The sequence below is a fragment of the Sphingomonas sp. Leaf242 genome, assembly GCF_001422045.1.
Lineage (GTDB): Bacteria > Pseudomonadota > Alphaproteobacteria > Sphingomonadales > Sphingomonadaceae > Sphingomonas.
Genome location: NZ_LMLW01000011.1, coordinates 206,025 through 225,447, shown reverse-complemented (window position 1 = coordinate 225,447; position 19,423 = coordinate 206,025). Strand labels below are relative to the sequence as shown.

Annotated in this window: 18 protein-coding genes; 5 read left to right on the top strand and 13 right to left on the bottom strand. The window is 64.3% G+C overall.

Features of this window, described 5'->3' with window-relative positions; all coding sequences use genetic code 11:
* Positions 1-43: 43 nt before the first annotated feature.
* The 3 genes from polA to ASF09_RS16905 form a co-directional block, all read right to left on the bottom strand.
* Positions 44-2,818 carry a DNA polymerase I gene (polA, locus tag ASF09_RS16915; RefSeq protein ID WP_060527263.1) on the bottom strand — a complete coding sequence of 925 codons (2,775 nt, stop codon included), beginning with the start codon at positions 2,816-2,818 and terminating at the stop codon, positions 44-46.
* 356 nt (positions 2,819-3,174) lie between these two features.
* The gene (locus ASF09_RS16910; RefSeq protein WP_060527262.1) at positions 3,175-4,131 is read right to left on the bottom strand and encodes an isopenicillin N synthase family dioxygenase; all 957 of its coding nucleotides are present in this window, start codon (positions 4,129-4,131) and stop codon (positions 3,175-3,177) included.
* Positions 4,132-4,249: 118 nt separating this feature from the next.
* Positions 4,250-4,747, bottom strand: coding sequence for a hypothetical protein (locus ASF09_RS16905; RefSeq protein WP_060527261.1), 498 nt, complete (start codon positions 4,745-4,747; stop codon positions 4,250-4,252).
* Between the two features lie 126 nt (positions 4,748-4,873).
* On the opposite strand from ASF09_RS16905, the gene ASF09_RS16900 reads away from it, so the two are divergent.
* Entirely contained in the window at positions 4,874-6,133 is a 1,260-nt protein-coding gene (locus ASF09_RS16900) for a multidrug effflux MFS transporter (RefSeq protein WP_060527260.1), read from the top strand.
* A 79-nt stretch (positions 6,134-6,212) separates the two neighbouring features.
* The gene (locus tag ASF09_RS16895; RefSeq protein ID WP_056065779.1) at positions 6,213-6,557 is read left to right on the top strand and encodes a hypothetical protein; all 345 of its coding nucleotides are present in this window, start codon (positions 6,213-6,215) and stop codon (positions 6,555-6,557) included.
* 45 nt (positions 6,558-6,602) lie between these two features.
* On the opposite strand, the gene ASF09_RS16890 is transcribed toward ASF09_RS16895, so the two are convergent.
* The gene (locus ASF09_RS16890) at positions 6,603-6,830 is read right to left on the bottom strand and encodes a hypothetical protein (protein ID WP_082444392.1); all 228 of its coding nucleotides are present in this window, start codon (positions 6,828-6,830) and stop codon (positions 6,603-6,605) included.
* 286 nt (positions 6,831-7,116) lie between these two features.
* Here ASF09_RS16890 and ASF09_RS16885 point away from each other — a divergent pair, with 286 nt between their 5' ends.
* Both ASF09_RS16885 and ASF09_RS21005 read left to right on the top strand, forming a co-directional pair.
* Positions 7,117-7,788, top strand: a complete 672-nt coding sequence (locus ASF09_RS16885) for a hypothetical protein (protein WP_060527258.1) — start codon at positions 7,117-7,119, stop codon at positions 7,786-7,788.
* 832 nt (positions 7,789-8,620) lie between these two features.
* On the top strand, positions 8,621-9,421 hold the full coding sequence (locus tag ASF09_RS21005; protein ID WP_235529869.1) for a thermonuclease family protein: 801 nt from the start codon (positions 8,621-8,623) through the stop codon (positions 9,419-9,421).
* On the opposite strand, the gene ASF09_RS16875 is transcribed toward ASF09_RS21005, so the two are convergent.
* From ASF09_RS16875 to ASF09_RS16855, 6 genes are all read right to left on the bottom strand, one after another.
* Positions 9,408-9,872, bottom strand: coding sequence for a hypothetical protein (locus ASF09_RS16875; RefSeq protein ID WP_060527257.1), 465 nt, complete (start codon positions 9,870-9,872; stop codon positions 9,408-9,410). The two genes, ASF09_RS21005 and ASF09_RS16875, sit on opposite strands and share 14 nt — an antisense overlap.
* Positions 9,873-9,876: 4 nt before the next feature.
* Positions 9,877-10,425, bottom strand: coding sequence for a hypothetical protein (locus ASF09_RS16870; protein ID WP_060527256.1), 549 nt, complete (start codon positions 10,423-10,425; stop codon positions 9,877-9,879).
* A gap of 354 nt (positions 10,426-10,779) precedes the next feature.
* The gene (locus tag ASF09_RS20445; protein ID WP_156359408.1) at positions 10,780-11,232 is read right to left on the bottom strand and encodes a hypothetical protein; all 453 of its coding nucleotides are present in this window, start codon (positions 11,230-11,232) and stop codon (positions 10,780-10,782) included.
* 270 nt (positions 11,233-11,502) lie between these two features.
* Positions 11,503-12,555 (bottom strand): ribonucleotide-diphosphate reductase subunit beta, encoded by a 1,053-nt coding sequence (locus ASF09_RS16865; protein ID WP_056484648.1) that lies wholly within the window; start codon positions 12,553-12,555, stop codon positions 11,503-11,505.
* Between the two features lie 14 nt (positions 12,556-12,569).
* Complete coding sequence (locus ASF09_RS16860) at positions 12,570-12,758, bottom strand: hypothetical protein (protein WP_060527255.1); 189 nt, start codon at positions 12,756-12,758, stop codon at positions 12,570-12,572.
* Entirely contained in the window at positions 12,755-12,958 is a 204-nt protein-coding gene (locus tag ASF09_RS16855) for a hypothetical protein (protein WP_060527254.1), read from the bottom strand. Before ASF09_RS16855 ends, ASF09_RS16860 begins: the two co-directional genes overlap by 4 nt.
* 71 nt (positions 12,959-13,029) lie before the next feature.
* Here ASF09_RS16855 and ASF09_RS16850 point away from each other — a divergent pair, with 71 nt between their 5' ends.
* Entirely contained in the window at positions 13,030-13,290 is a 261-nt protein-coding gene (locus tag ASF09_RS16850) for a DUF2171 domain-containing protein (protein ID WP_060527253.1), read from the top strand.
* Positions 13,291-13,429: 139 nt separating this feature from the next.
* On the opposite strand, the gene ASF09_RS16845 is transcribed toward ASF09_RS16850, so the two are convergent.
* The 3 genes from ASF09_RS16845 to ASF09_RS16835 form a co-directional block, all read right to left on the bottom strand.
* On the bottom strand, positions 13,430-15,349 hold the full coding sequence (locus ASF09_RS16845; RefSeq protein WP_056484645.1) for a ribonucleoside-diphosphate reductase subunit alpha: 1,920 nt from the start codon (positions 15,347-15,349) through the stop codon (positions 13,430-13,432).
* A gap of 412 nt (positions 15,350-15,761) precedes the next feature.
* Positions 15,762-16,478: a haloacid dehalogenase type II gene (locus ASF09_RS16840; RefSeq protein WP_060527252.1), complete on the bottom strand. Its 717-nt coding sequence runs from the start codon at positions 16,476-16,478 to the stop codon at positions 15,762-15,764.
* Positions 16,479-16,712: 234 nt separating this feature from the next.
* On the bottom strand, positions 16,713-19,364 hold the full coding sequence (locus ASF09_RS16835) for an EAL domain-containing protein (protein ID WP_060527251.1): 2,652 nt from the start codon (positions 19,362-19,364) through the stop codon (positions 16,713-16,715).
* Positions 19,365-19,423: the final 59 nt, after the last annotated feature.

Genomic DNA, 19,423 nt, shown 5'->3' with positions numbered 1-19,423 from the left:
CGGTGGATGCCGGAACAAGCCCGGCATGACGGGGGGGGCTGGCTCAATGCGCCGCGCCCCAGCTTAGGCCGGTGCCGATCTCGATACCGAGGGGCACATCGAGTGTGACCGCGGGTTGCGCGGCGTTGGCCATGACGCGTTCAATCACCGGCTTGGCAGCTTCGACCTCACCTTGCGGCAGTTCGAACACGAGTTCGTCGTGGACCTGAAGCAGCATGCGGACATTGGGCAGACCCGCTTCGAGCAACGCCGGCCCCATCCGCACCATCGCGCGCTTGATGATGTCGGCGCTCGTGCCCTGTATCGGCGCGTTGATCGCCGCGCGTTCGGCGCCTTGGCGTTCGTGCTGGATCTTCGAGCGGATGCGCGGGAAGTGCGTTTTGCGACCGAACAACGTGGTCGTGTAGCCGGTCGCGCGAACGCTTTCGGTTGTCTCGACGATGTAGTTGGAGATGCCGGGGAAGCGATCGAAATAGCGGTCGATCATCGCTTGCGCTTCGTCCGCCGACACGTCCAGACGCCCGGCGAGACCCCAGCGCGAGATGCCGTAGAGGATCGCGAAGTTGATCGTCTTCGCGCGGCCGCGGGTGTCGCGGTTGACCTCGCCGAACAGTTCCTGCGCGGTGAGGCTGTGGATGTCGTCGCCGTTCGCAAACGCCGCTTTCAGCGCCGGGACGTTGGCCATGTGCGCGGCCAGCCGCAGTTCGATCTGCGAGTAATCGGCGGCGAGGATGACGTTGCCGGGCTCGGCCACGAACGCGTCGCGGATCTGGCGGCCGATCTCGGTGCGGATCGGGATGTTCTGGAGGTTTGGGTCGGTCGACGACAGGCGGCCGGTCTGCGCGCCGGTCAGCGAGTAGGACGTGTGGACGCGGCCCGTCGCCGGGTTGATCTGCGCCTGCAACGCGTCGGTATAGGTCGATTTCAGCTTCGACAGCTGCCGCCAGTCGAGCACCTTCCGCGCGATCACGGCGCCGGGCGAATCCTTGTCCGCCGCGATCCGCTCGAGTTCGTTGACGTCGGTCGAATAGACGCCGGACTTGCCCTTTCGGCCGCCCTTGATGCCCATCTTCTCGAACAGCACGTCGCCTAGTTGCTTGGGGCTGCCGATCGTGAAGGGCGCGCCGGCGAGCGCGTGGATTTCGGTTTCGAGGCTCGCCATCTGGCCGGCGAACTCGGTCGAGAGCTTCGACAGTTTCGCGGCATCGACCTTGATCCCGTGCATCTCCATCTGCGCGATGACGGGGACGAGCGGGCGGTCGACCATCTCGTAGACGCGCGTCGAGCCCTCCGCGGGCAGGCGGCGCTTGAACCGGCGCCACAGGCGAAGCGTCACGTCGGCGTCCTCGGCGGCGTAGCGGGTCGCGGCCTTGAGATCGATTTCGTTGAAGGTGCGCTGCGTCTTGCCGGTGCCGACGACGTCCTTGAACGCGATGCAGCTGTGCGAGAGATGCGTGGCGGCGAGTTCGTCCATGCCGTGACCGTGCAGGCCGGCGTCGAGATCGAAGCTCATCACGATCGTGTCGTCGAATGGCGCGATGGTCACGCCGCCGGTGGGCGCGTAGGCGCGGCCGAGGACGATCATGTCGTATTTGAGATTGTGGCCGATCTTCAGGACGCTTGGATCCTCCAGCAACGGCTTCAGTTTCGCTAGCACGAGCGCGCGATCGAGCTGGACCGGGTTTTCCGCGAGCAAATCGGTGCCGCCATGTGCGATAGGTACGTAGCAGGCGAGGTTCGGATGCAGCGCCATGCTCACCCCGACCAGGTCCGCGCGCGTTGCGTCGATGCCCGTCGTTTCGGTATCGATCGCGATCCAGCCCTGGTGCTTGGCGACGGTGATCCAGCGATCGAGCGCGGCTTCGTCAACGACGGTTTCGTAATCGTCGTGCTTGCAGGGCTCGTCTTCGTCGAACTCGGCGGTGCTTGCCGGTTCGGCGACGGGGGCTTCGGCGACCGCGGAGAGCTTGGCGATCAGCGACTTGAAACCGTGATGTTCGAGGAACGCGAGCAGGGGGGCATCGGGGATGCCCTTGAGTTCGAGATCCTCGAGCGGCTCGGGCAGCGCGACGTCGCATTTGAGCGTGACGAGCACCTTCGACAGCCGCGCCATCTCGGCATGCTCGATCAGGTTGTCGCGGAGCTTGCCCTTCTTCATGCCGTCGGCGGCGGCGAGCACGGATTCGAGATCGCCGTGTTCTAGGATTAGCTTCGCGGCGGTCTTGGGGCCGACGCCGGGGACACCGGGGACGTTGTCGACGCTGTCGCCCATCAGCGCGAGAACGTCGCCGAGCTGCGCGGGCGAGACGCCGTGGAATTTCTCCGCGACATGCTCCGCGCCGAGCCGGCGGTTGTTCATCGTGTCGTACATGTCGAGGCCGGGCTCGATCAGCTGCATCAGGTCCTTGTCAGACGAGACGATCGTGACTTCCCAGCCCTGCGCTAGCGCGGCCTTCGAGTAGCAGGCGATGATGTCGTCGGCTTCGAGTCCCTCGGTCTCGATGCACGGCAGCGAGAAGGCGCGCGTGGCGTCGCGGATCATCGGGAACTGGGGGACGAGATCCTCGGGCGGCGGCGGACGCTGCGCCTTGTACTTGTCGTAGAGATCGTTGCGGAAGGTCTTCGACGACTTGTCGAGGATGACTGCCATGTGGGTCGGGCCGTCGGCTGCGTGGACCTCGTCTGCGAGCTTCCACAGCATCGTCGTATAGCCGTACACCGCACCGACCGGCTCGCCATGCTTGTTGGTGAGCGGCGGCAGCCGGTGATAGGCGCGGAAGATATAGCCGGAGCCGTCGACGAGATAGAGATGGGGCATCGCGCGCGGTCTAGCGGATGCGGGGGCTCGCACCAATGGGCGAAGCGTGGTTGTTGGGTATCAGGTGGGGAGAAAAGCAGTGGGGTGTTTTGGGGGCGGTCGTGTCCCCATAAGGAACCGCCACCCCGGCGGAGGCCGGGGCCCAGTTGAGGGACGGCGATAACGAAGCGGTGCGCGTCGTTACGACCACCTTTCCAACTGGGCCCCGGCCTTCGCCGGGGTGGTACAATGGTCAGGGCAGGCGCCTCCTTGTTCTCCCGCGAAGGCGGGAGCCCAGTCTGGGTCCCCGCCTTCGCGGGGAAACATGCTTCTTTGGTTCGAGGAAGGCGGAATAGGAGAGCGATTAACGCCTGCCCTTACTTCTTGATCAGCCCGATCTCGACCAGTCTCTCGTACAGATAATCATGCGCGGTGATCGGGTTCGGATAGCGGTTCGCGTTGTCCGGCGTGATCGTGCCCGGCAGCGTCTCGATCAGGAAGTCGGGCGCGGGGTGCAGGAAGAACGGCATCGAATAGCGTGAGTGGCCGCGACGCTCGGGGGGCGGGTTGACGACGCGGTGCGTGGTCGAGGGCAGCACGTTGTTGGTCAGCCGCTGGAGCATGTCGCCGACGTTGACGACCATCGCGCCCTCGGGCGGCTTGATCGACAGCCAGCGGCCGTTCGCGCGGTCGAGCAGTTCGAGGCCCGCTTCCTCGGCACCGAGCAACAGGGTGATGAGGTTGATGTCCTCATGCGCGCCGGCGCGGACGCCTTCCGCATCGGCGGGGATCGGCGGGTAATGGAGCAGACGAAGTATGCTGTTGCCGTCCTTCACCGCCGGGTCGAACCAGTCGGGCTTGAGCTTCAGGTGGCGTGCGATCGCCGACAGCAGCTTGTCGCCGGCGCGGTCGAATGCGGCGAACAGTTCCAGGAAGACCGGCTTGAAACCTTCGGGACGCGTCGGCCAGACGTTCGGCGCCATCGTGTCCGCGTAGCGATGCCCCGCGGGGAGTTCGCGACCGACGTGCCAGAATTCCTTGAGGTCGACGACCTTGGCGTCCTTGGCGATCTCGGTCTTGAACGGCGTGTAGCCGCGCGCGCCGCCGCCGCCGGGGATGTGATAGCCGCGCTTTTCGTCCTCGGGGAGGTCGAACAAGAGCTTCGTCTCGGCCCACGCGCGCTCGATCAGGTCGGCGGGGATGCCGTGATCGGCGACGATCGCGAAGCCGTATCGCTCGAACGATTCGCCGAACGCGGCGGCGAAACCGTCGGGGTCGGTATCCTGCATGGCGAGGCTGAGCGTCGGGACCTGGGCGGCGGGCGTATCGAGCATGAGGTGCGTGTCCGGTTTGGGGGATGCCCGATATAGGCGATCGGGGGTGGCGTGCCAAATGTCTGGGTTAGGGTGGGGCGAGATTTCAATCCTCCCCTTGGCGAGGGACGATCGTAGACTAGCCGCTGATGACGATCGTGCCGGTCGCCTTGTCCTTGCCGTCGGGCGCGAGTTCGAGGCGGAAGGGTTTGTTCTCGTCGGTGGTGCCGATCAGGTTCGCGCCCTCGGGATGGACCTGGTAGCCGACTTTCCCGAGCCGCTGTGCGAACCAGTCGCGGACGATAGTGGGTGTTGCCGGGCTGGCGAAGGCAACGCGCAACCCGCCCGCCTTGTCGTCGCCGACGATGTTCAGCGTCTTGATCGACGACCCCGGATACAGCCGCACGCCGTTGAGATCGAAATTGCTCGTGTCGATCTTGATCTTCGGCAGCTTCACCGAGCCCTGGAAGCCGGGGACGTCGATCTTCATCTCGCCGGTCTCGCCGTTGATCGCGCCGAGGACGTTGCCGCCATCGGCGTTGATCGAGACCGACGCGCCCTCGTTCGAGCGATCGCAGGCGGACAAAGCGAGCACGCTGGTAAGGCCGACCGTGGCGATAAAGAGCGGACGGATCATGGCTGTCTCCGAAGTGTGTTGTTCTGACAATACAGATAGGGGGCGGCGGCCCATCGCGCAATCATCAGCCCTGCGCTGGTTAGCGGGTTCCGCAAGACCGGCCGAGCGGGTAAAGGCGCACGCATCATGCAGACCCAGGATCCCCAATCCGACGCGCCAGCGATGCGCGGCGCGCCGATCGGTTTCGTCGAGTTCGTTGCGCTCGTCGCCTCGCTGATGTCGCTGACCGCGCTCGGCATCGACTCGATGCTGCCCGCGCTGCCGGCGATCGGCGACTCGCTCGGCGTCGCGACCGAGAACGGCCGGCAGTTCGTAGTGACCGCGTTCGTGATCGGTTTCGGCGTCGCGCAACTCGTCCACGGGCCGCTCGCGGATCGGTTCGGGCGGCGGACGGTGCTGCTCTGGTCGCTCGTCCTGTACATCATCGCCAACGTCGCCTGCGCGACCGCGGGGAGCTTCACGCTGCTGCTGGCGGCGCGCGCATTCGGCGGCGCAGTGATCGCCGCGGCGCGGGTCGCGACGATCGCTTTGGTTCGCGATTGCTATCACGGGCGGGCGATGGCGCGGGTGATGTCGATCGCGTTCATGGTGTTCATGATCGTCCCGATATTGGCGCCGACGTTCGGCTGGACGGTGCTGCAGTTCGGCGACTGGCGCGCGATCTTCTGGACGGTGGCGGTGCTGACGTTGGGCGTGCTGGTCTGGTTCTATTTGCGGATGCCCGAGACGCTGGCACCCGAGAACGTCCTGCCGATCACGCCGGCGCGCATTTTCAGCGACTGGCGGCAGACGTTGAGCGATCGCAATTCGCTCGGCTACACGCTCGCGTCGACCGCGTTGATGGGCGCGCTGTACGGCTATCTCAATTCGATCCAGCAGATCATGGCGGACGTGTTCCACAAGCCCACGCTGCTCGCGCTGATCTTCGCGACGACGTCGGTGACGATGGCGGCGTGCAACCTGCTCAACTCGCGGATCGTGATGCGGCTGGGGACGCGGTTGATCAGCCACGGCGCGCTATCGGTGCTGATCCTGGTGTCGCTGGTCCACCTGTTCGCGATCGAGATTGGGTTCGAGACCTTGGTGAGTTTCGCGGTCTTCCAGGCGCTCACGCTCGGCTGTTTCGGGCTGGCGACGTCGAACTTCTCGGCGATGGCGATGGAGAATATGGGGCGGATCGCCGGTACCGCTTCGAGCGTGCAGGGGTTCCTGAGCGTCACCGTAGGCGCGGTGTTCGGCGCGCTGATCGGGCAGGCGTTCGACGGCACGACAGTGCCGCTGGTCGGCGGGTTCCTGCTCGCAGGGTTGGCGGCGCTGGTCGCCATTCTCGTGACCGAACGCGGTCGCCTGTTCCGGCCGGCGTCGACGGCACCGGTCCGCGCTTGAAGGAACCACCGCGCACGTCCACCGTTCGCATCTGGTAGGCCCGCAACGTGCGGGCGTCCTGGAACGAGGGAGTGTGACCATGGGCGGACATCAGGTGCCGAGTGCCGGATCGGGCGACGACGGCTACGACGAAGAGGGCTATGACGAGAGTCAGCGCGCCGAGATCCTCGAAGCCACGCGCAACGGGCCGAGCGACGGCATCATCCTGACCGACCTCGAACCCGATCTGGGCGAAGACGACACCGACGACGAGTCGATCGACGAGACCAAGATGGACTCCGAAGAGGTCGGCGAGACGGATTCTTCCGTCACGATGGACGAAGCCGACATGGACGAGGACGACGTCCAGGACGAACTCGACGACGACACGATCGACGACGACGAAGACCTGAAGGACGCCGACGACGTCGCGCTGAAGCCCTGAACGAACTGCGGGCTGGCGGGCATGGGGAGAAGATCTCCGGTGCCGTCAGCCCGCGTTGGCGAGGACTTGCAGATCGTGCATGTCGAACCCCGAGCCGGTCGCATCTTGCGGGGCCGGCTCGCCCGCATCGGTTTTTGGCGCGGTGGCGTTCGGCGATGCCGCTTCGGGGGCTGGAGCAGGTGCGGTGTCGGCGACGTCATACGCCGTCCACAGGATCCCCGCCGACCAGAACACCGCCGCCCAGCGACTGCGGAAGAGACGCGCGAAACCCATTCGGATGGCGTATCCGCTGATCATTGCGACGATCTTGAGCGACACGGTTAACGACCACGCTACCGGGCCCAATCGCTGCATTTCTGCCACTATTGCCTTGAGTTCGCCACGATATGTTCATCGCGGGGACAGGAAGCGTTGCTGCATTGCAACACCTTTGGAAGGTTCCGGTCTCCGCGTTCTTTTTGTTGCAACAAAGCGGACGCCCGCCGGTTTCGACTTGCCTGGACCAAGCCGCACATCGTCGGACGGGGGCCACGTAATCAACGATAGAAGGTCTATTTCCATGCGTACGCTTTCCCTGGCTCTCGTCCTCGCTGCCACCGCTTTCGCAGCGCCTGCTTTCGCACAGGACATGGCAGCACCCGCGCCCGCGCCGACCGACAACAGCGCAGCCCCCGGCGAAGCAGCCGCGCCCGACGGCTCCAAGGCGTTCGGGATCGAGCCCTATGTCGGCATCATGGGCGGTTGGGAGCAGTTCGACAATGTCGGCAACCACGGCATCCCGCGCGCGCTGAACTCGGACGGCTCGGTCCGTAACAACTACCGCGCAGACGGCGCGCTGGTGCAGGGCGTCGTCGGCGTCAACGTGCCGCTCGGCCCGGTCTTTGTCGGTGTCGAAGGCAACGTCATCAAGGGCGTGGATGGCAACATCGATTGGGAATATGGCGCAGCAGGCCGCTTCGGCTTCCGCGCCGGCGACAGCGGCATCTTCTACGGCAAGGTCGGCTACCAGTGGGTCAATTTCGACCACTTCGCGCAGTTCTCGACCAATGGCGGCCGCACCAACCGTGACTACAACGCCGTGACCTACGGCATCGGCGCAGAAGTCGGTCCGCAGAGCATCGGCCTCAAGGGCATCACCGGCAACGCAGGCTTCCGCATCCGCGCCGAGGTCAACACCTTCGGCACGGCGCAGAGCTTCCGTCCGATGCTCGGCATCATCACGCACTTCTGAGCCTTGCGCCCGGCAACGGGCAAGGCCTGACGTGACGGCATGGGGGCGGGGAGTGGCAACACTCCCCGCCCTTCGTGTATCTGGCGTTTTCAACGGGTTGGGCGCTGGAAGTGCACGAAGTGCAGACGCTGGCGCGATACCGTGCATGTCCTGCACGCGGTGTCGATCGGTTGGGGGGCGATCCGGTTGGGGAGGATGCGGTGCCATGCGTCGATCTGCGCATGGGCGGGTGATGTAGGACAGCAAAACCTCGCCACGCAGAGGGGTGCGCCTACGCCCCTCGGTCTGTCAGCCGCTTTCGTGGCCGGCACGATGCGCTCGCCATGTTGAGTTCCGACGTCTCGCGGAGTGTCCGGCGCCCTTTCGGCGTCGTTGCTGCCGAAGATCGAGGCTAGACGGAGAGTTCGGCTGACCGGCGCGCTGTCGTCGCCGGCACCGTTCGCACACTGGACGCGGACCCTTGCGGAGCGGATGCACCTAGGGGGCAGGACGTCATTTCCGGATTGCGACCGCGCTTCGAGCCGAGTTGCACGCGTCGTTCCCCCCGTGAAGCCTGGTGGCAGGTTCGCGATACGCCTTCTTGCGTTGGAGACAGCGGCTTCCCGCCTTGGCGGGCGCTTTAGGCGGGCATGGCAAAGGGCGGACGGGATGCTCGCGAAGCCATGACGATCGATGTCGGATCGGTGTGGCGTGAGTGGTTTGCCGTGGGCGACGGGCAGTGCGCGATGTTCACGATGCGTTCGCCTCGTTTCCGACTCCGCTGGGCGCAATGCGACGGGGGTGAGGGTGACATCCTCGCGCGCGCGCGTACGCGCGACGGACGATGGAGTATGTGTTTGATTTCATGCGGTTGCTCAGTGGCGATCGTGCCGGTGCGACGCGCCGCGGTGGTTCGGGCCGCAGTGCCGCGCCGGGGGTGCTGCTGCAGCTCCGCCTGGTGTTCTACGGCGTGCTGCTCGGGCTGATGATGCCGGTGATCCGCCAGATCGACTGGGCGGCGCTGGTGCCGCCCGGATTGAAGATCGAATGGCCGACCGGGTTCGGCATCGCCTGGCCCGCCGGGCACCTGCGCGTGCCGGGTGGCTGGAGCAAGGCGGCGGACGCGGCCAAGGCGGAGGCGTCGGCCGCTGCGACCGCCGCTTCCGGCGCCGCGACCAATGCCGGGGCCGCCACCACTGCCACCGGAGCGCTCGCCACCGCGGCGGGAGTCGCCAGTGCGGCGTCGACGGTTGCGGCGGCGGCGTCCGCGCTGTCGGGCGGCAAGGCGGTTTCCGCGCGCTTCACGATCTGCGGCCACGCCAAGCGGATCGACTGCATGGTCGACGGCGACACGTTCTGGATGGCGGGCACCAAGATCCGCATCGCCGACATCGACACACCGGAGACCCACCCGCCGCGCTGCGCCCGCGAAGCGCGGCTGGGGCAGGCGGCGACGCTGAAGATGCAGGCGCTGCTCAACGCCGGCCCCTTCACGCTGACCCCGATCAAGCGCGACGTCGACCGCTACGGCCGCAAACTGCGGATCGTCGAGCGCGATGGGGTGTCGCTGGGCGCGGTCCTGGTCCGCCACGGACTCGCGCGGCGTTATGGCGGCGGCAAGCGGGCCGGGTGGTGCGCGGTCAGCCGGGTGTAAGAGTCAGCGGTATCTGGTCCGACCAGAGTTTGCCGGCCCACATGCTGCCGCCATCAAGCGAGAAGCATAATTGCCCTTGTCGATCGGTAACGTCGTCGAAGATCGCCACGTAGCTGGCCGGCGAAGAGGGGCGGGGCCGGCGTTGGACGCGACCATCGTCGCGAAGATAGCCTGCCCGCTGGGCCACGACCTCGCTCGCCAAGGTGTCGCCGCTGCGGCAGTCCGACAACTTTGCTCTGATGAACCCGGCACGCTTGCGCTTCAGTATCGCCTCGACCGGGGTCGGTGTCGAGAAGATGACCACGATCCGTGGCGGTGCGGTAGTGCGACGAGCGTTCTCTACTGTCAGTCCGGAAATGGGTCCCCAAGGGAACAGCAAAGCGATTGCTATCACCAGCCCCGCCGCCAGCAATGCCAGCGCTACAGCTACGATACGTGCGACACGCGCCATGCGACTAGACGCCATGGCCGCCGAGCAGCGACTTTCCGCTGATACCGTTCGAGGTGGAAGTTCGCATCATTTGCGAGAACGCACCATGGGTCGCATCCGCCGTCAAGGCATAGGTGGGAGCGCCCGGTTGGCCCGATGCGGGTGGGGGCGGGTATTTGCCGCCAAGGCTTGCGATCGTATCGTCGGTCGAGCGGTTCCCTTCGGACGGTTCCGCTCGAACGTTTAGCCAGGTGAGGCAGCGTCCGCTGATTGTTGTCCAAGCAGGTCGAAACCGGCCGACCGGATCGATGCTGATCAACGTGTTGACCGGGCGCCCACGCTGGATTGCGGAAAATGCGGTATCAGCGCCGTAGCTATGACCGATCACTGTGATGAAGCTGCCCTTTGCAGCGTTTTCCAGCGTAGAAACGATTCCGCTACCGGCAGTCCAGCTGAAATACGGACATTGATACGTCGGATTGCTCTTGCGGTATTGCTCCGCATAGCTTTCTACGATGTGACTGAACCAGTCGTCGCCGCCACCTCCGATGAAGATCTTGTAGACGTCTGGCATCGTTGCATTCTCCCACGGACGTGGTGCCGTCAGTGACTTCAGCGAGTCAAGCCTCGGCTGGGCGGTCGAGCGCGAAATACGCGGGATCGGCGATTGGCCGCGCCATGACCGTCGCGCGTACGATGAGATCGGCGGCAGACCGGAGCACTGAAGTTCTGTCCTAGTACAAGTTACAGCGAGTCATCGCCGACGACGGCGAGGCGGACGAGGCTAGTTATTCAGGTATGCACTGGTAACCGCTCGCCAGCGGCAATAGATGAACGCCGCGTCGCTAATTTTCCATGAGTTTGGAGTATAGGCGATATATGTCACCAAAAACTCTGACGGCGACGTCGGAAAATTATGAATTCATTACTACTTTTGTTCTTGGAATCCATAAGATGAAAGCGCTTGTGGCATTCTATTGCGCACGAACTTTATCAATTCGGAAAATGTGGAATCGGATGAGCAGCATTGCGCTATAAGCGACTTCCCAGCATCAGATGCCTGAATTTGAGTAAAAACCTCAACAATATGATCGCCGAGTATAGAGGGGGCATTAGTAGATAATATATTTCGGTTGAAGAGCGCCGCTGCTATTTCAAAATGAGCTAAAATCTGTCCCATATTATATTCATATAATTGCCGATCGCTGCTTAAACGGTCCCAATACCGATTGATCTCAACGAATATTCTAAATGCCAAATCAACATCTGATGCTGTCCGTTGTCTTTTGAATGTAGCAAGCCCTACCCATGCAGCGTATCCCGCCACACCGGCTGCCAAAAGCGAGGAGCTTGCCAAAATCCAATCGGTGGCGGAGGCCAAGTCTATTCCTTTTTACCCGACCCCGTAGTCGGAATGATAGTTGACGGTGGAGAAGTAGGAGAAGGAATTGTAGATGGTAGATGCCCTGTCGGCACAGATGCTCCTGGATCGCTCATTCCTGGCGACATGGGTAAATGAGCAGTCGGAATAGACTTCTCTAGGATATTGGGGATCGTGGTATTTGAATCCGACATTTTCGATACCTCATTCATTAAATTGCTGAGATGAGAGGTTGGGATTGAGTCGCCTGCAATGATCCTTGGCATCATATCATTCCGCCGCGACCGAGTCGCTGAACATGTCCCGAACTTCGCTCAGGTCCACGTTAGCAATCGGACCCTTCTTCGCGGTCTGGCGCTTGTCGAACGAGTCCCAGACGTCGTTCCACTGGCCCTTGGTCGCAGCCTTCGAATACTCCGTCGCGCGCTGTTCGAAGAAGTTGGCGTGCTCGACGCCGTTGAGCATCGGGGCGAGCCAGGGCAGCGGGTGCTCGTCGATCATGTAGATCGGCTTCAGGCCGAGCTGAGTCATGCGCCAGTCGGCGATGAAGCGGATGTACTTCTTGATCTCCTTGGGGGTCATGCCGTTGACCGGGCCCATCTCGAAGGCGAGATCGATGAAATTGTCTTCGAGACGGATCGTCGTCTGGCAGACGTCGGCGATGTCGTCCTTGACCGCCTTGGTCAGGCACTGGCGCTCCTGACAGAAGGTGTGGAACATCTTGATGATGCCCTCGCAGTGGAGGCTCTCGTCGCGGATCGACCAAGTGACGATCTGGCCCATGCCCTTCATCTTGTTGAAGCGCGGGAAGTTCATCAGCATCGCGAACGACGCGAACAGCTGGACGCCCTCGGTGAAGCCGCCGAACATGGCCAGCGTGCGCGCGATGTCCTCATCGTTGTCGACGGTGAACTGCTGCATGTAGTCATGCTTTTCCTTCATCTCGGCATATTCGAGGAAGGCGCCGTACTCGCTCTCGGGCATGCCGATGGTGTCGAGCAGATGGCTGTAGGCGGCGATGTGGACCGTCTCCATGTTGCTGAACGAGGTCAGCATCATCTTGATCTCGGTCGGCTTGAACACGCGGCCGTATTTCTCGTGGTAGCAATCCTGCACCTCGACATCGGCCTGCGTGAAGAAGCGGAAGATCTGCGTGAGCAGGTTGCGCTCGTGATCGCTGAGCTTCTGCGCCCAATCGCGGCAATCCTCGCCCAAGGGCACTTCCTCGGGGAGCCAGTGTAGCTGCTGCTGGCGCTTCCAGAACTCGAACGCCCAGGGGTATTCGAACGGCTTGTACTGCTTGGAGGCGTGAAGGAGGGACATGGGGTAAGCTCCGGTCAGACGATAAGATGAAAGCGTAGCGCGAGGTGCAACGTTCCGGTGAGGATGAGAGCGGTCGAGGCGGCGATGCGCACGGCATCCCGCTGTGACGGCGTGAAACGAGTCGGCTTGGTCAAGGCGTACAGCAGCGCGACGAGCGCTGCCAATGCGAGCGCATCGAGCACGGTATCCAGAGAAACCGTCATGTCTCTGTGCTCCACTGCCACATTGCGGCGGCGGACATTGCGAGGACGATCGCGCCCGAGGTGAGCATGATGCCGATCATGCGGAACGCGTAGGTCTGCGGTTCGGTGATGCTCGGGCTGCGCAACCGGAGCAGCATCGCGGTGCCGACGATTCCAAGCACGCCCGCGACCACGAACATGATAGCGCTGCCGTACGTCATGCGACCAACTCGCGCGGCGCGCGTTCAGCACCCGAACCCCGTATTGGGGCTTTCACCACAGGAGAACGATCATGGTCGATGCAACCCAGATCCAGGAACATGCCGAAGTCATCGGTGCGGACGGCGTCCATGTCGGCACCGTCGACAAGGTCGAAGGCAACCGCATCAAGCTGACCAAGAAGGACTCGGGCGCGCAGGTCGTCGGGGGCACGGGCAGCCATGAAGGGCATCATCACTTCATCTCGCTCGGGCTGGTCGCGGATATCGAGGACGGCAAAGTCCGGCTTTCCGCCAACGCCGACGTGGCGGTGACGTTCGAAGAAGAGGCCTGACGCGAACGCGGTGCGTGTCGAGCGCGCCGCATAGCCAGCCGGAACCCCGGTCCGCCTCGCGCGGGCCGGGGTTTTTCGCGTCAGGCGCTCCCCGGTCCGTGGTTCACGGGCCGGGGTCACGCTTGAACGCCGAGAGGCCTTACTGGCAGGCAAGGCACTCATCGTAATCCTTCGACTCGACGTCGATCTGGCGAAGGTCGATCGTGTTGTCCGCCTCGACGCCGCCGGCGAAGCCCGCGCGCTGGACCGACTTCGAGCGCAGGTAATAGAGCGACTTGATGCCGAGCTCCCATGCGCGGAAGTGGAGCATGAGCAGGTCCCACTTCTCTACATCCGCAGGGATGAAGAGATTCAGCGACTGCGCCTGGTCGATGTACGGCGTGCGATCGGCGGCGAGTTCGAGCAGCCAGCGCTGGTCGATCTCGAAGCTCGTCTTGTAGCAGTCCTTTTCCTCGACCGAGAGGAAGTCGAGATGCTGGACCGAGCCACCCTGTTCGAGGATGGAGTTCCAGACCGCGTCGCTGTTCTTCGACTTCTCGCTCAGCATCTTTTCAAGATACGGATTCTTGATCGAGAAGCTGCCCGACAGCGTCTTGTGCGTGTAGATGTTCGCCGGGATCGGCTCGATGCACGCCGACGTGCCGCCGCAGATGATCGAGATCGACGCGGTCGGGGCAATCGCCATCTTGCAGCTGAAGCGCTCCATCGCGCCGACGTCGGCGGCATCGGGGCAGGGGCCACGCTCGATCGCGAGCTGCATCGAGGCTTCGTTCGCCTGGCTGCTGATGTGCTTGAACATCCGCAGGTTCCACGACTTCGCCATCGCGCCCTCGAAGGGGATGCCGCGGGCCTGGAGGAAGCTGTGGAAGCCCATCACGCCGAGACCGACCGACCGCTCGCGGCCCGCGGAGTAGGCGGCGCGTTCCATGCCGGGTTCGTGGCGGTCGATGTAGTCCTGCAGGACGTTGTCGAGGAAGCGCATGACGTCCTCGATCAGGCCCTTCTCGTCCTTCCACTGATCCCATGTCTCGAGGTTCAGTGACGACAGGCAGCACACGGCCGTACGCTCGTTGCCGAGGTGATCCTTGCCGGTCGGCAGCGTGATCTCGGAGCACAAGTTCGAGGTCGAGACCTTGAGGCCGAGCTCGCGGTGATGCTTGGGCATCGCCTTGTTCACGTGATCGGCGAAGACGATGTACGGCTCGCCGGTCTGGAGGCGGGTCTCGACGAGCTTCTGGAACAGCGAGCGCGCGTCGACGGTGGCGCGGATCGCCTGGTCCTTCGGCGAGCGGAGATGCCATTCCTCACCATTGCGGACGGCTTCCATGAAGTCGTCGGTGATCAGCACGCCGTGGTGGAGGTTCAAAGCCTTGCGGTTGAAATCGCCCGAGGGTTTGCGGATTTCGAGGAATTCCTCGATCTCGGGATGCGAGACGTCGAGATAGACCGCCGCCGAACCGCGGCGCAACGAGCCCTGGCTGATCGCGAGTGTCAGCGAATCCATGACGCGGACGAACGGGATGATGCCGCTGGTCTTGCCGTTAAGGCCGACCGGCTCGCCGATGCCGCGAACGTTGCCCCAATAGGTGCCGATGCCGCCGCCGCGCGAGGCGAGCCAGACATTCTCGTTCCAGGTGTCGACGATGCCGCCGAGGCTGTCGGGGACCGAGTTGAGGTAGCACGAGATCGGCAGGCCACGGCCGGTGCCGCCGTTCGAGAGAACGGGGGTGGCGGGCATGAACCAGAGCTTCGAGATCGCGTCGTAGAGGCGCTGCGCGTGGCCGGCGTCGTCTGCGTACGCGGAGGCGACGCGGACGAACAGGTCCTGATAGCTCTCGCCCGGGAGCAGATAGCGATCCTTGAGCGTGTCCTTGCCGAATTCGGTGAGGAGCGCGTCGCGGCTGTGATCGACCTCGACCGGGTAGATCTGTGCGCGCACGGAGTGGCTGTCCTGCGCCTGGCGGGGGGCCTTCGGAGCCTCGGCTTCGATGGTGGGGGCTGCTTGGTCGATCGTGTCTGTGGTCATGTCGCTATCCCGGCTGCTGTCTCTGAAATCCATCGAAACCGCTCCTAGTGTTCTGTATTCGTTCGAATCGGCGTCATGTCGCCATGCTACCATCGGACGGCCCCTAACGGGAGAACAAAAAGTGACCATTGCGGCGGTGGAAGGCGCGCTTACGGTCATATCGCATATGGCTATGCGAGGGTTGTTCTACCAGCGATTGGGTCCGCCCCCGAACGCAACCCCAAGAGATTGTGCCAAAGCGCGAAGAGACGCAAGGGGGTGCGGGGGTGGTCCAGGGCTCGGTTCGTCGCGTTCGTCGCGGGGTTGGGCGAGCGGGATATTCGCGACGCGTGGACTTCTGCGGGGTTCGTGAAGCGCAAGGGGGCGAAGCGGGAACGAAAATTTATTTAGCGCGGAAAGATGGCAAATGTTGCTCGCGGAATCCGCACGACGCGATGGCGGTGCTCTAGGCGCCGACGAGGCGGTCGGCGAGTGCGGCGATGCTGGTGGCGGCATGATCCCAGTCCTGTGCCTGGTCCGCGTCCGGCGCGCGGCGGCCGCCATATTCCATAGGGCGATCGATATACGCGGTCATCAATCCGCAGGCGCGCGCTGCGGCGAGGTCGCTGTGATGCGCGGCGACGAGGCAGAGTTCACCGGGATCGAGGTCCAGCATGCGCGCGGTGGCGAGATAGGCGTCGGGCAGCGGTTTGTAGACCCGGCTGACCTCCGCGCCGAGGATTGCGTCCCAGGGAAGCGCCGCACGCCGCGCCATCTCGATCATCAGCGCGATGTTGCCGTTGCTGAGCGTGACGATCGGAAACCGCGTCCTGAGGCGGGTGAGGCCCTCGACCGAGTCCGGCCACGGATCGAGCCGGTGCCACGCATGTGTCAGATGCACCAGCGTCGCCTCGTCGATCGTTGTCGGATCGATCGCGTGCTCACGCAGCAGGTCCTCGAGCGCCTCGCGGTGGAGCGTATCGAGGATGACGAACGGACGTCGCCCGCTGCGCACCTCTTCTAGCGCGGGCTGATAGCGATGCCGCCAGCCGTCCGCGAAACGGTGCGGGTCGATATCGTATCGGCCGAGAGCGGCCAGAACGGGGCCCGCGTCGCGCGCGATCCCCGAGCGCCAGTCGACCACCGTGCCGAACACGTCGAAGGCCAAGGCTTTGATCGGCATGGGCAATCTCCTTCGGCACCTGTACCGTTCGACCCTGTATCCGTCATTCCCGCGCAGGCGGGAACCCATACGGACATGCCTCACGGTAAAATGCTGGCGCTACAGAATATGGGTCCCCGCCTCCGCGGGGATGACGATGGGTTACATATCCGACGGCGACCGGCGCCGTTTCCTTCAAGGCATATGATGGGGCACCCGCAGTCCGCCTTCGGGCCGCCCGGTTGCGCGGCTGGCTTACCCTGTCCGGCGCAGACGGAAGCCCTGCGTCTGGTTCAGTTTCGCCAGGTTGAACGCCTCGTGAAACTCGATCCCGGCCTTGCCGTTATGCGCCCAGCGGATCCGGGCGGGCACCATCTGGTCCTCGACCAGTTCGATCAGCATTTCGAGACCGTCGGGATCGCCATCGACCGCGATGCCGTCGATCATCGCGCCCGAGGTCGAGATATCGCGGATGCGGACGTCGCCGCGAACGCCGTCGATGAGGATGCCGGCCGAGCGCAGCATCTTGGTCCGCGGCGCGCGACTGACCTTGAAGCCGCTCGGGGTGGCGATCCCGTTTTCCGCGGCCAACTGGAGCAACGCGTCCTCGGCACTGACCGGGCGGCCATAGACATAGCCCTGGATGTGGCTGCAACCGAGGTCGCGGATCAGATCGATCTCGTCCTGGATCTCGACGCCTTCCGCCGTCGTCTCCATCCCGAGCGTGTCGGCGAGCGTGACGATCGCCTTGATGATCGCGGCGTTGCGGTTGCCAGGCTCGGCGGCGCCCTTCACGAACGACTGGTCGATCTTGATCTTGTCGAACGGAGCGTTGCGCAGGTAGCCGAGCGACGAATAGCCGGTGCCGAAATCGTCGAGCGCGAGCCGGACGCCGATCCCCTTCAGCGACTTGAACATCTGTTCGGACGAGCTGGTCTCGTCGAGGAAGACGCCCTCGGTGATCTCGAGTTCGAGCCGGTTGGCGGAAATCCCCGACCGGGCGAGCGCACTGGTGACGAGCGCGGGCAGTACCGGATTGGCGAACTGGATCGGCGACACGTTGACCGCGACGCGGATCGCGTCGGGCCAGCGTGCGGCTTCGATACAGGCGGTGCGCAGGACCCATTCGCCGATCGCCTCGATCAGCCCGCACTCCTCGGCGACCGGTATGAAATCGGCGGGGGAGACCAGGCCGCGGGTCGGATGGTTCCAGCGGATGAGTGCCTCGTAACCGACCACCCGGGTCGTCTTCGTGTTGACGACGGGCTGGTAACAGAGGTGGAACGCGCCCGTCGCGACGGCGGTGCGCAGATCGTCTTCGAGCAGTTTGCGCGTCTTGGCGCCCGCGAGCATGTCGTCCGAAAAGAAGCGGTGGACGCCGCGGCCGTCGGCCTTGGCGGCATACAATGCCAGATCGGCATTGCGGACGAGCGTTTCCGCATCGTTGCCATCGCCGGGTGCGATCGCGATGCCGATCGAGCATCCGATCGTGACGGCGGTGCCGGCTACCGAATAGGGCTGCGACAAGGACGCGATCAGGTCGCGCGCCAGCGCCGCCAACGTGTCGCGGTTGTCCATGCTGGGCAGCACGACCTCGAACTCGTCGCCGCCCAGACGCCCGACCAGACCAGCATCGCCGACCCCGCGTTGCAGGCGTTGCGCGACCAGCTTGAGCAGCGCGTCGCCGGCCTGATGACCGAGCGTATCGTTGACCGCCTTGAACCGATCGAGATCGATCAACAGCAGCGACGTGGCGCGGTACGGCCCTGCCAGCTGCGCCAGCGTCTTGTCGAGCGACAGCCGCATCCGCTGCCGATTGGCGAGCCCGGTCAAGCCGTCGAACAGCGCCAGCCGCGTGATCTCGGCTTCGGACCTGCGCTTTTCGGTCAGGTCGCTGCCCGAGCCGATGAACCCCTGGAAGCGGCCGAGCTCGTCGACCACCGGGCGTCCCGAAATCGACCACCATTGCTCGCCGTCGGAGGTCGCCGAACGGACCGAATAGTCGGAGAACGAGGTTCGCGATGCGATGTGGAAGGCCAGCGTGCGCTCGGTGCCGGGCGCATCGCTGTCCATCTTGAACAACCCGGTAAGCGGCTGGCCGATCGCGCCGCCGGCAAGACCCAGATCGTCGACCACCTTGGCCGACAGATAGGTGATCTTGCCCTGACGATCGGCTTCCCAGAACCAGCCGGTACCTTCGTCCTCGAACTCGGCGATCATCCGGACCGCGAGATCGCCCGCGCTGGCCTGTTCGGCGCGATCGAGTTCGCGATCATGGTCGACCTGTGCCAGCTTGCGGGTGACGACCGCGAGACCGACGAGGCCCAGCAACGCCGTGACGAGCGCAACGCCCGGCCCGGTCAGCGCCGTCACCGCGAGGACCGCGCCGACACCGAAGCCGAGGGTTGCCGCGCGAACCGCGTGGATGCTTACCGCGGAGACGAGGATCGTCCCGGCGACCGCGGTGAAACAGGCGATCTGGAGCGGGCCTGACGGCATCCGCATGGTGGTCCAGAGCAGCGACGCCAGCAGCGCCGACATCGCGACGACGCCGAGCGTGATCATCCGGTTGCGCCGGAACGGGCGCCATCGCCGCAGCGCCGGGACGCGCAGCACGCACAAGAGCGCGACCGACACGGTGGCGACGACCGCCACGTGGATCCCGACGAGCGAAGCGAACGCGGCCAACCCGGCGCTGGCCGGTGCGCAGACGCACATGGCGATCAGGATCGCGCCCGCGACGACCTGTGTGGCCAGCGTAAATGGCCATACCGCGGCGACCTGATCGATCTTGCGATCCTGCAATGCGGCGATCTGTTCGCGCGTCTCCTCCGCCAGACCGAACAGCGCGGTCGCAGGCGCCCGATCTCGGGCGCGGCGATCGGCAACGGGGAGGGGAGCATACATAGCCCCGGTATGGCGTGGATACCTTGCCGAGATGGTCTGCGATCTAGGTTAACGAACCA

What these genes read in the sequence shown, in the direction of transcription:
- ASF09_RS16910 (WP_060527262.1), bottom strand. Translation starts at nt 4,131, where the DNA reads ATGCTCGATACGCCCGCCGCCCAGGTCCCGACGCTCAGCCTCGCCATG.
- ASF09_RS16900 (WP_060527260.1), top strand. Translation starts at nt 4,874, where the DNA reads ATGCAGACCCAGGATCCCCAATCCGACGCGCCAGCGATGCGCGGCGCG.
- ASF09_RS16875 (WP_060527257.1), bottom strand. Translation starts at nt 9,872, where the DNA reads ATGGCGCGTGTCGCACGTATCGTAGCTGTAGCGCTGGCATTGCTGGCG.
- ASF09_RS16905 (WP_060527261.1), bottom strand. Translation starts at nt 4,747, where the DNA reads ATGATCCGTCCGCTCTTTATCGCCACGGTCGGCCTTACCAGCGTGCTC.
- ASF09_RS16895 (WP_056065779.1), top strand. Translation starts at nt 6,213, where the DNA reads ATGGGCGGACATCAGGTGCCGAGTGCCGGATCGGGCGACGACGGCTAC.
- ASF09_RS16840 (WP_060527252.1), bottom strand. Translation starts at nt 16,478, where the DNA reads ATGCCGATCAAAGCCTTGGCCTTCGACGTGTTCGGCACGGTGGTCGAC.
- ASF09_RS16865 (WP_056484648.1), bottom strand. Translation starts at nt 12,555, where the DNA reads ATGTCCCTCCTTCACGCCTCCAAGCAGTACAAGCCGTTCGAATACCCC.
- ASF09_RS16860 (WP_060527255.1), bottom strand. Translation starts at nt 12,758, where the DNA reads ATGACGGTTTCTCTGGATACCGTGCTCGATGCGCTCGCATTGGCAGCG.
- ASF09_RS16855 (WP_060527254.1), bottom strand. Translation starts at nt 12,958, where the DNA reads ATGACGTACGGCAGCGCTATCATGTTCGTGGTCGCGGGCGTGCTTGGA.
- ASF09_RS16845 (WP_056484645.1), bottom strand. Translation starts at nt 15,349, where the DNA reads ATGGATTTCAGAGACAGCAGCCGGGATAGCGACATGACCACAGACACG.
- ASF09_RS16890 (WP_082444392.1), bottom strand. Translation starts at nt 6,830, where the DNA reads ATGGGTTTCGCGCGTCTCTTCCGCAGTCGCTGGGCGGCGGTGTTCTGG.
- ASF09_RS16835 (WP_060527251.1), bottom strand. Translation starts at nt 19,364, where the DNA reads ATGTATGCTCCCCTCCCCGTTGCCGATCGCCGCGCCCGAGATCGGGCG.
- ASF09_RS16870 (WP_060527256.1), bottom strand. Translation starts at nt 10,425, where the DNA reads ATGCCAGACGTCTACAAGATCTTCATCGGAGGTGGCGGCGACGACTGG.
- polA (WP_060527263.1), bottom strand. Translation starts at nt 2,818, where the DNA reads ATGCCCCATCTCTATCTCGTCGACGGCTCCGGCTATATCTTCCGCGCC.
- ASF09_RS16850 (WP_060527253.1), top strand. Translation starts at nt 13,030, where the DNA reads ATGGTCGATGCAACCCAGATCCAGGAACATGCCGAAGTCATCGGTGCG.
- ASF09_RS16885 (WP_060527258.1), top strand. Translation starts at nt 7,117, where the DNA reads ATGCGTACGCTTTCCCTGGCTCTCGTCCTCGCTGCCACCGCTTTCGCA.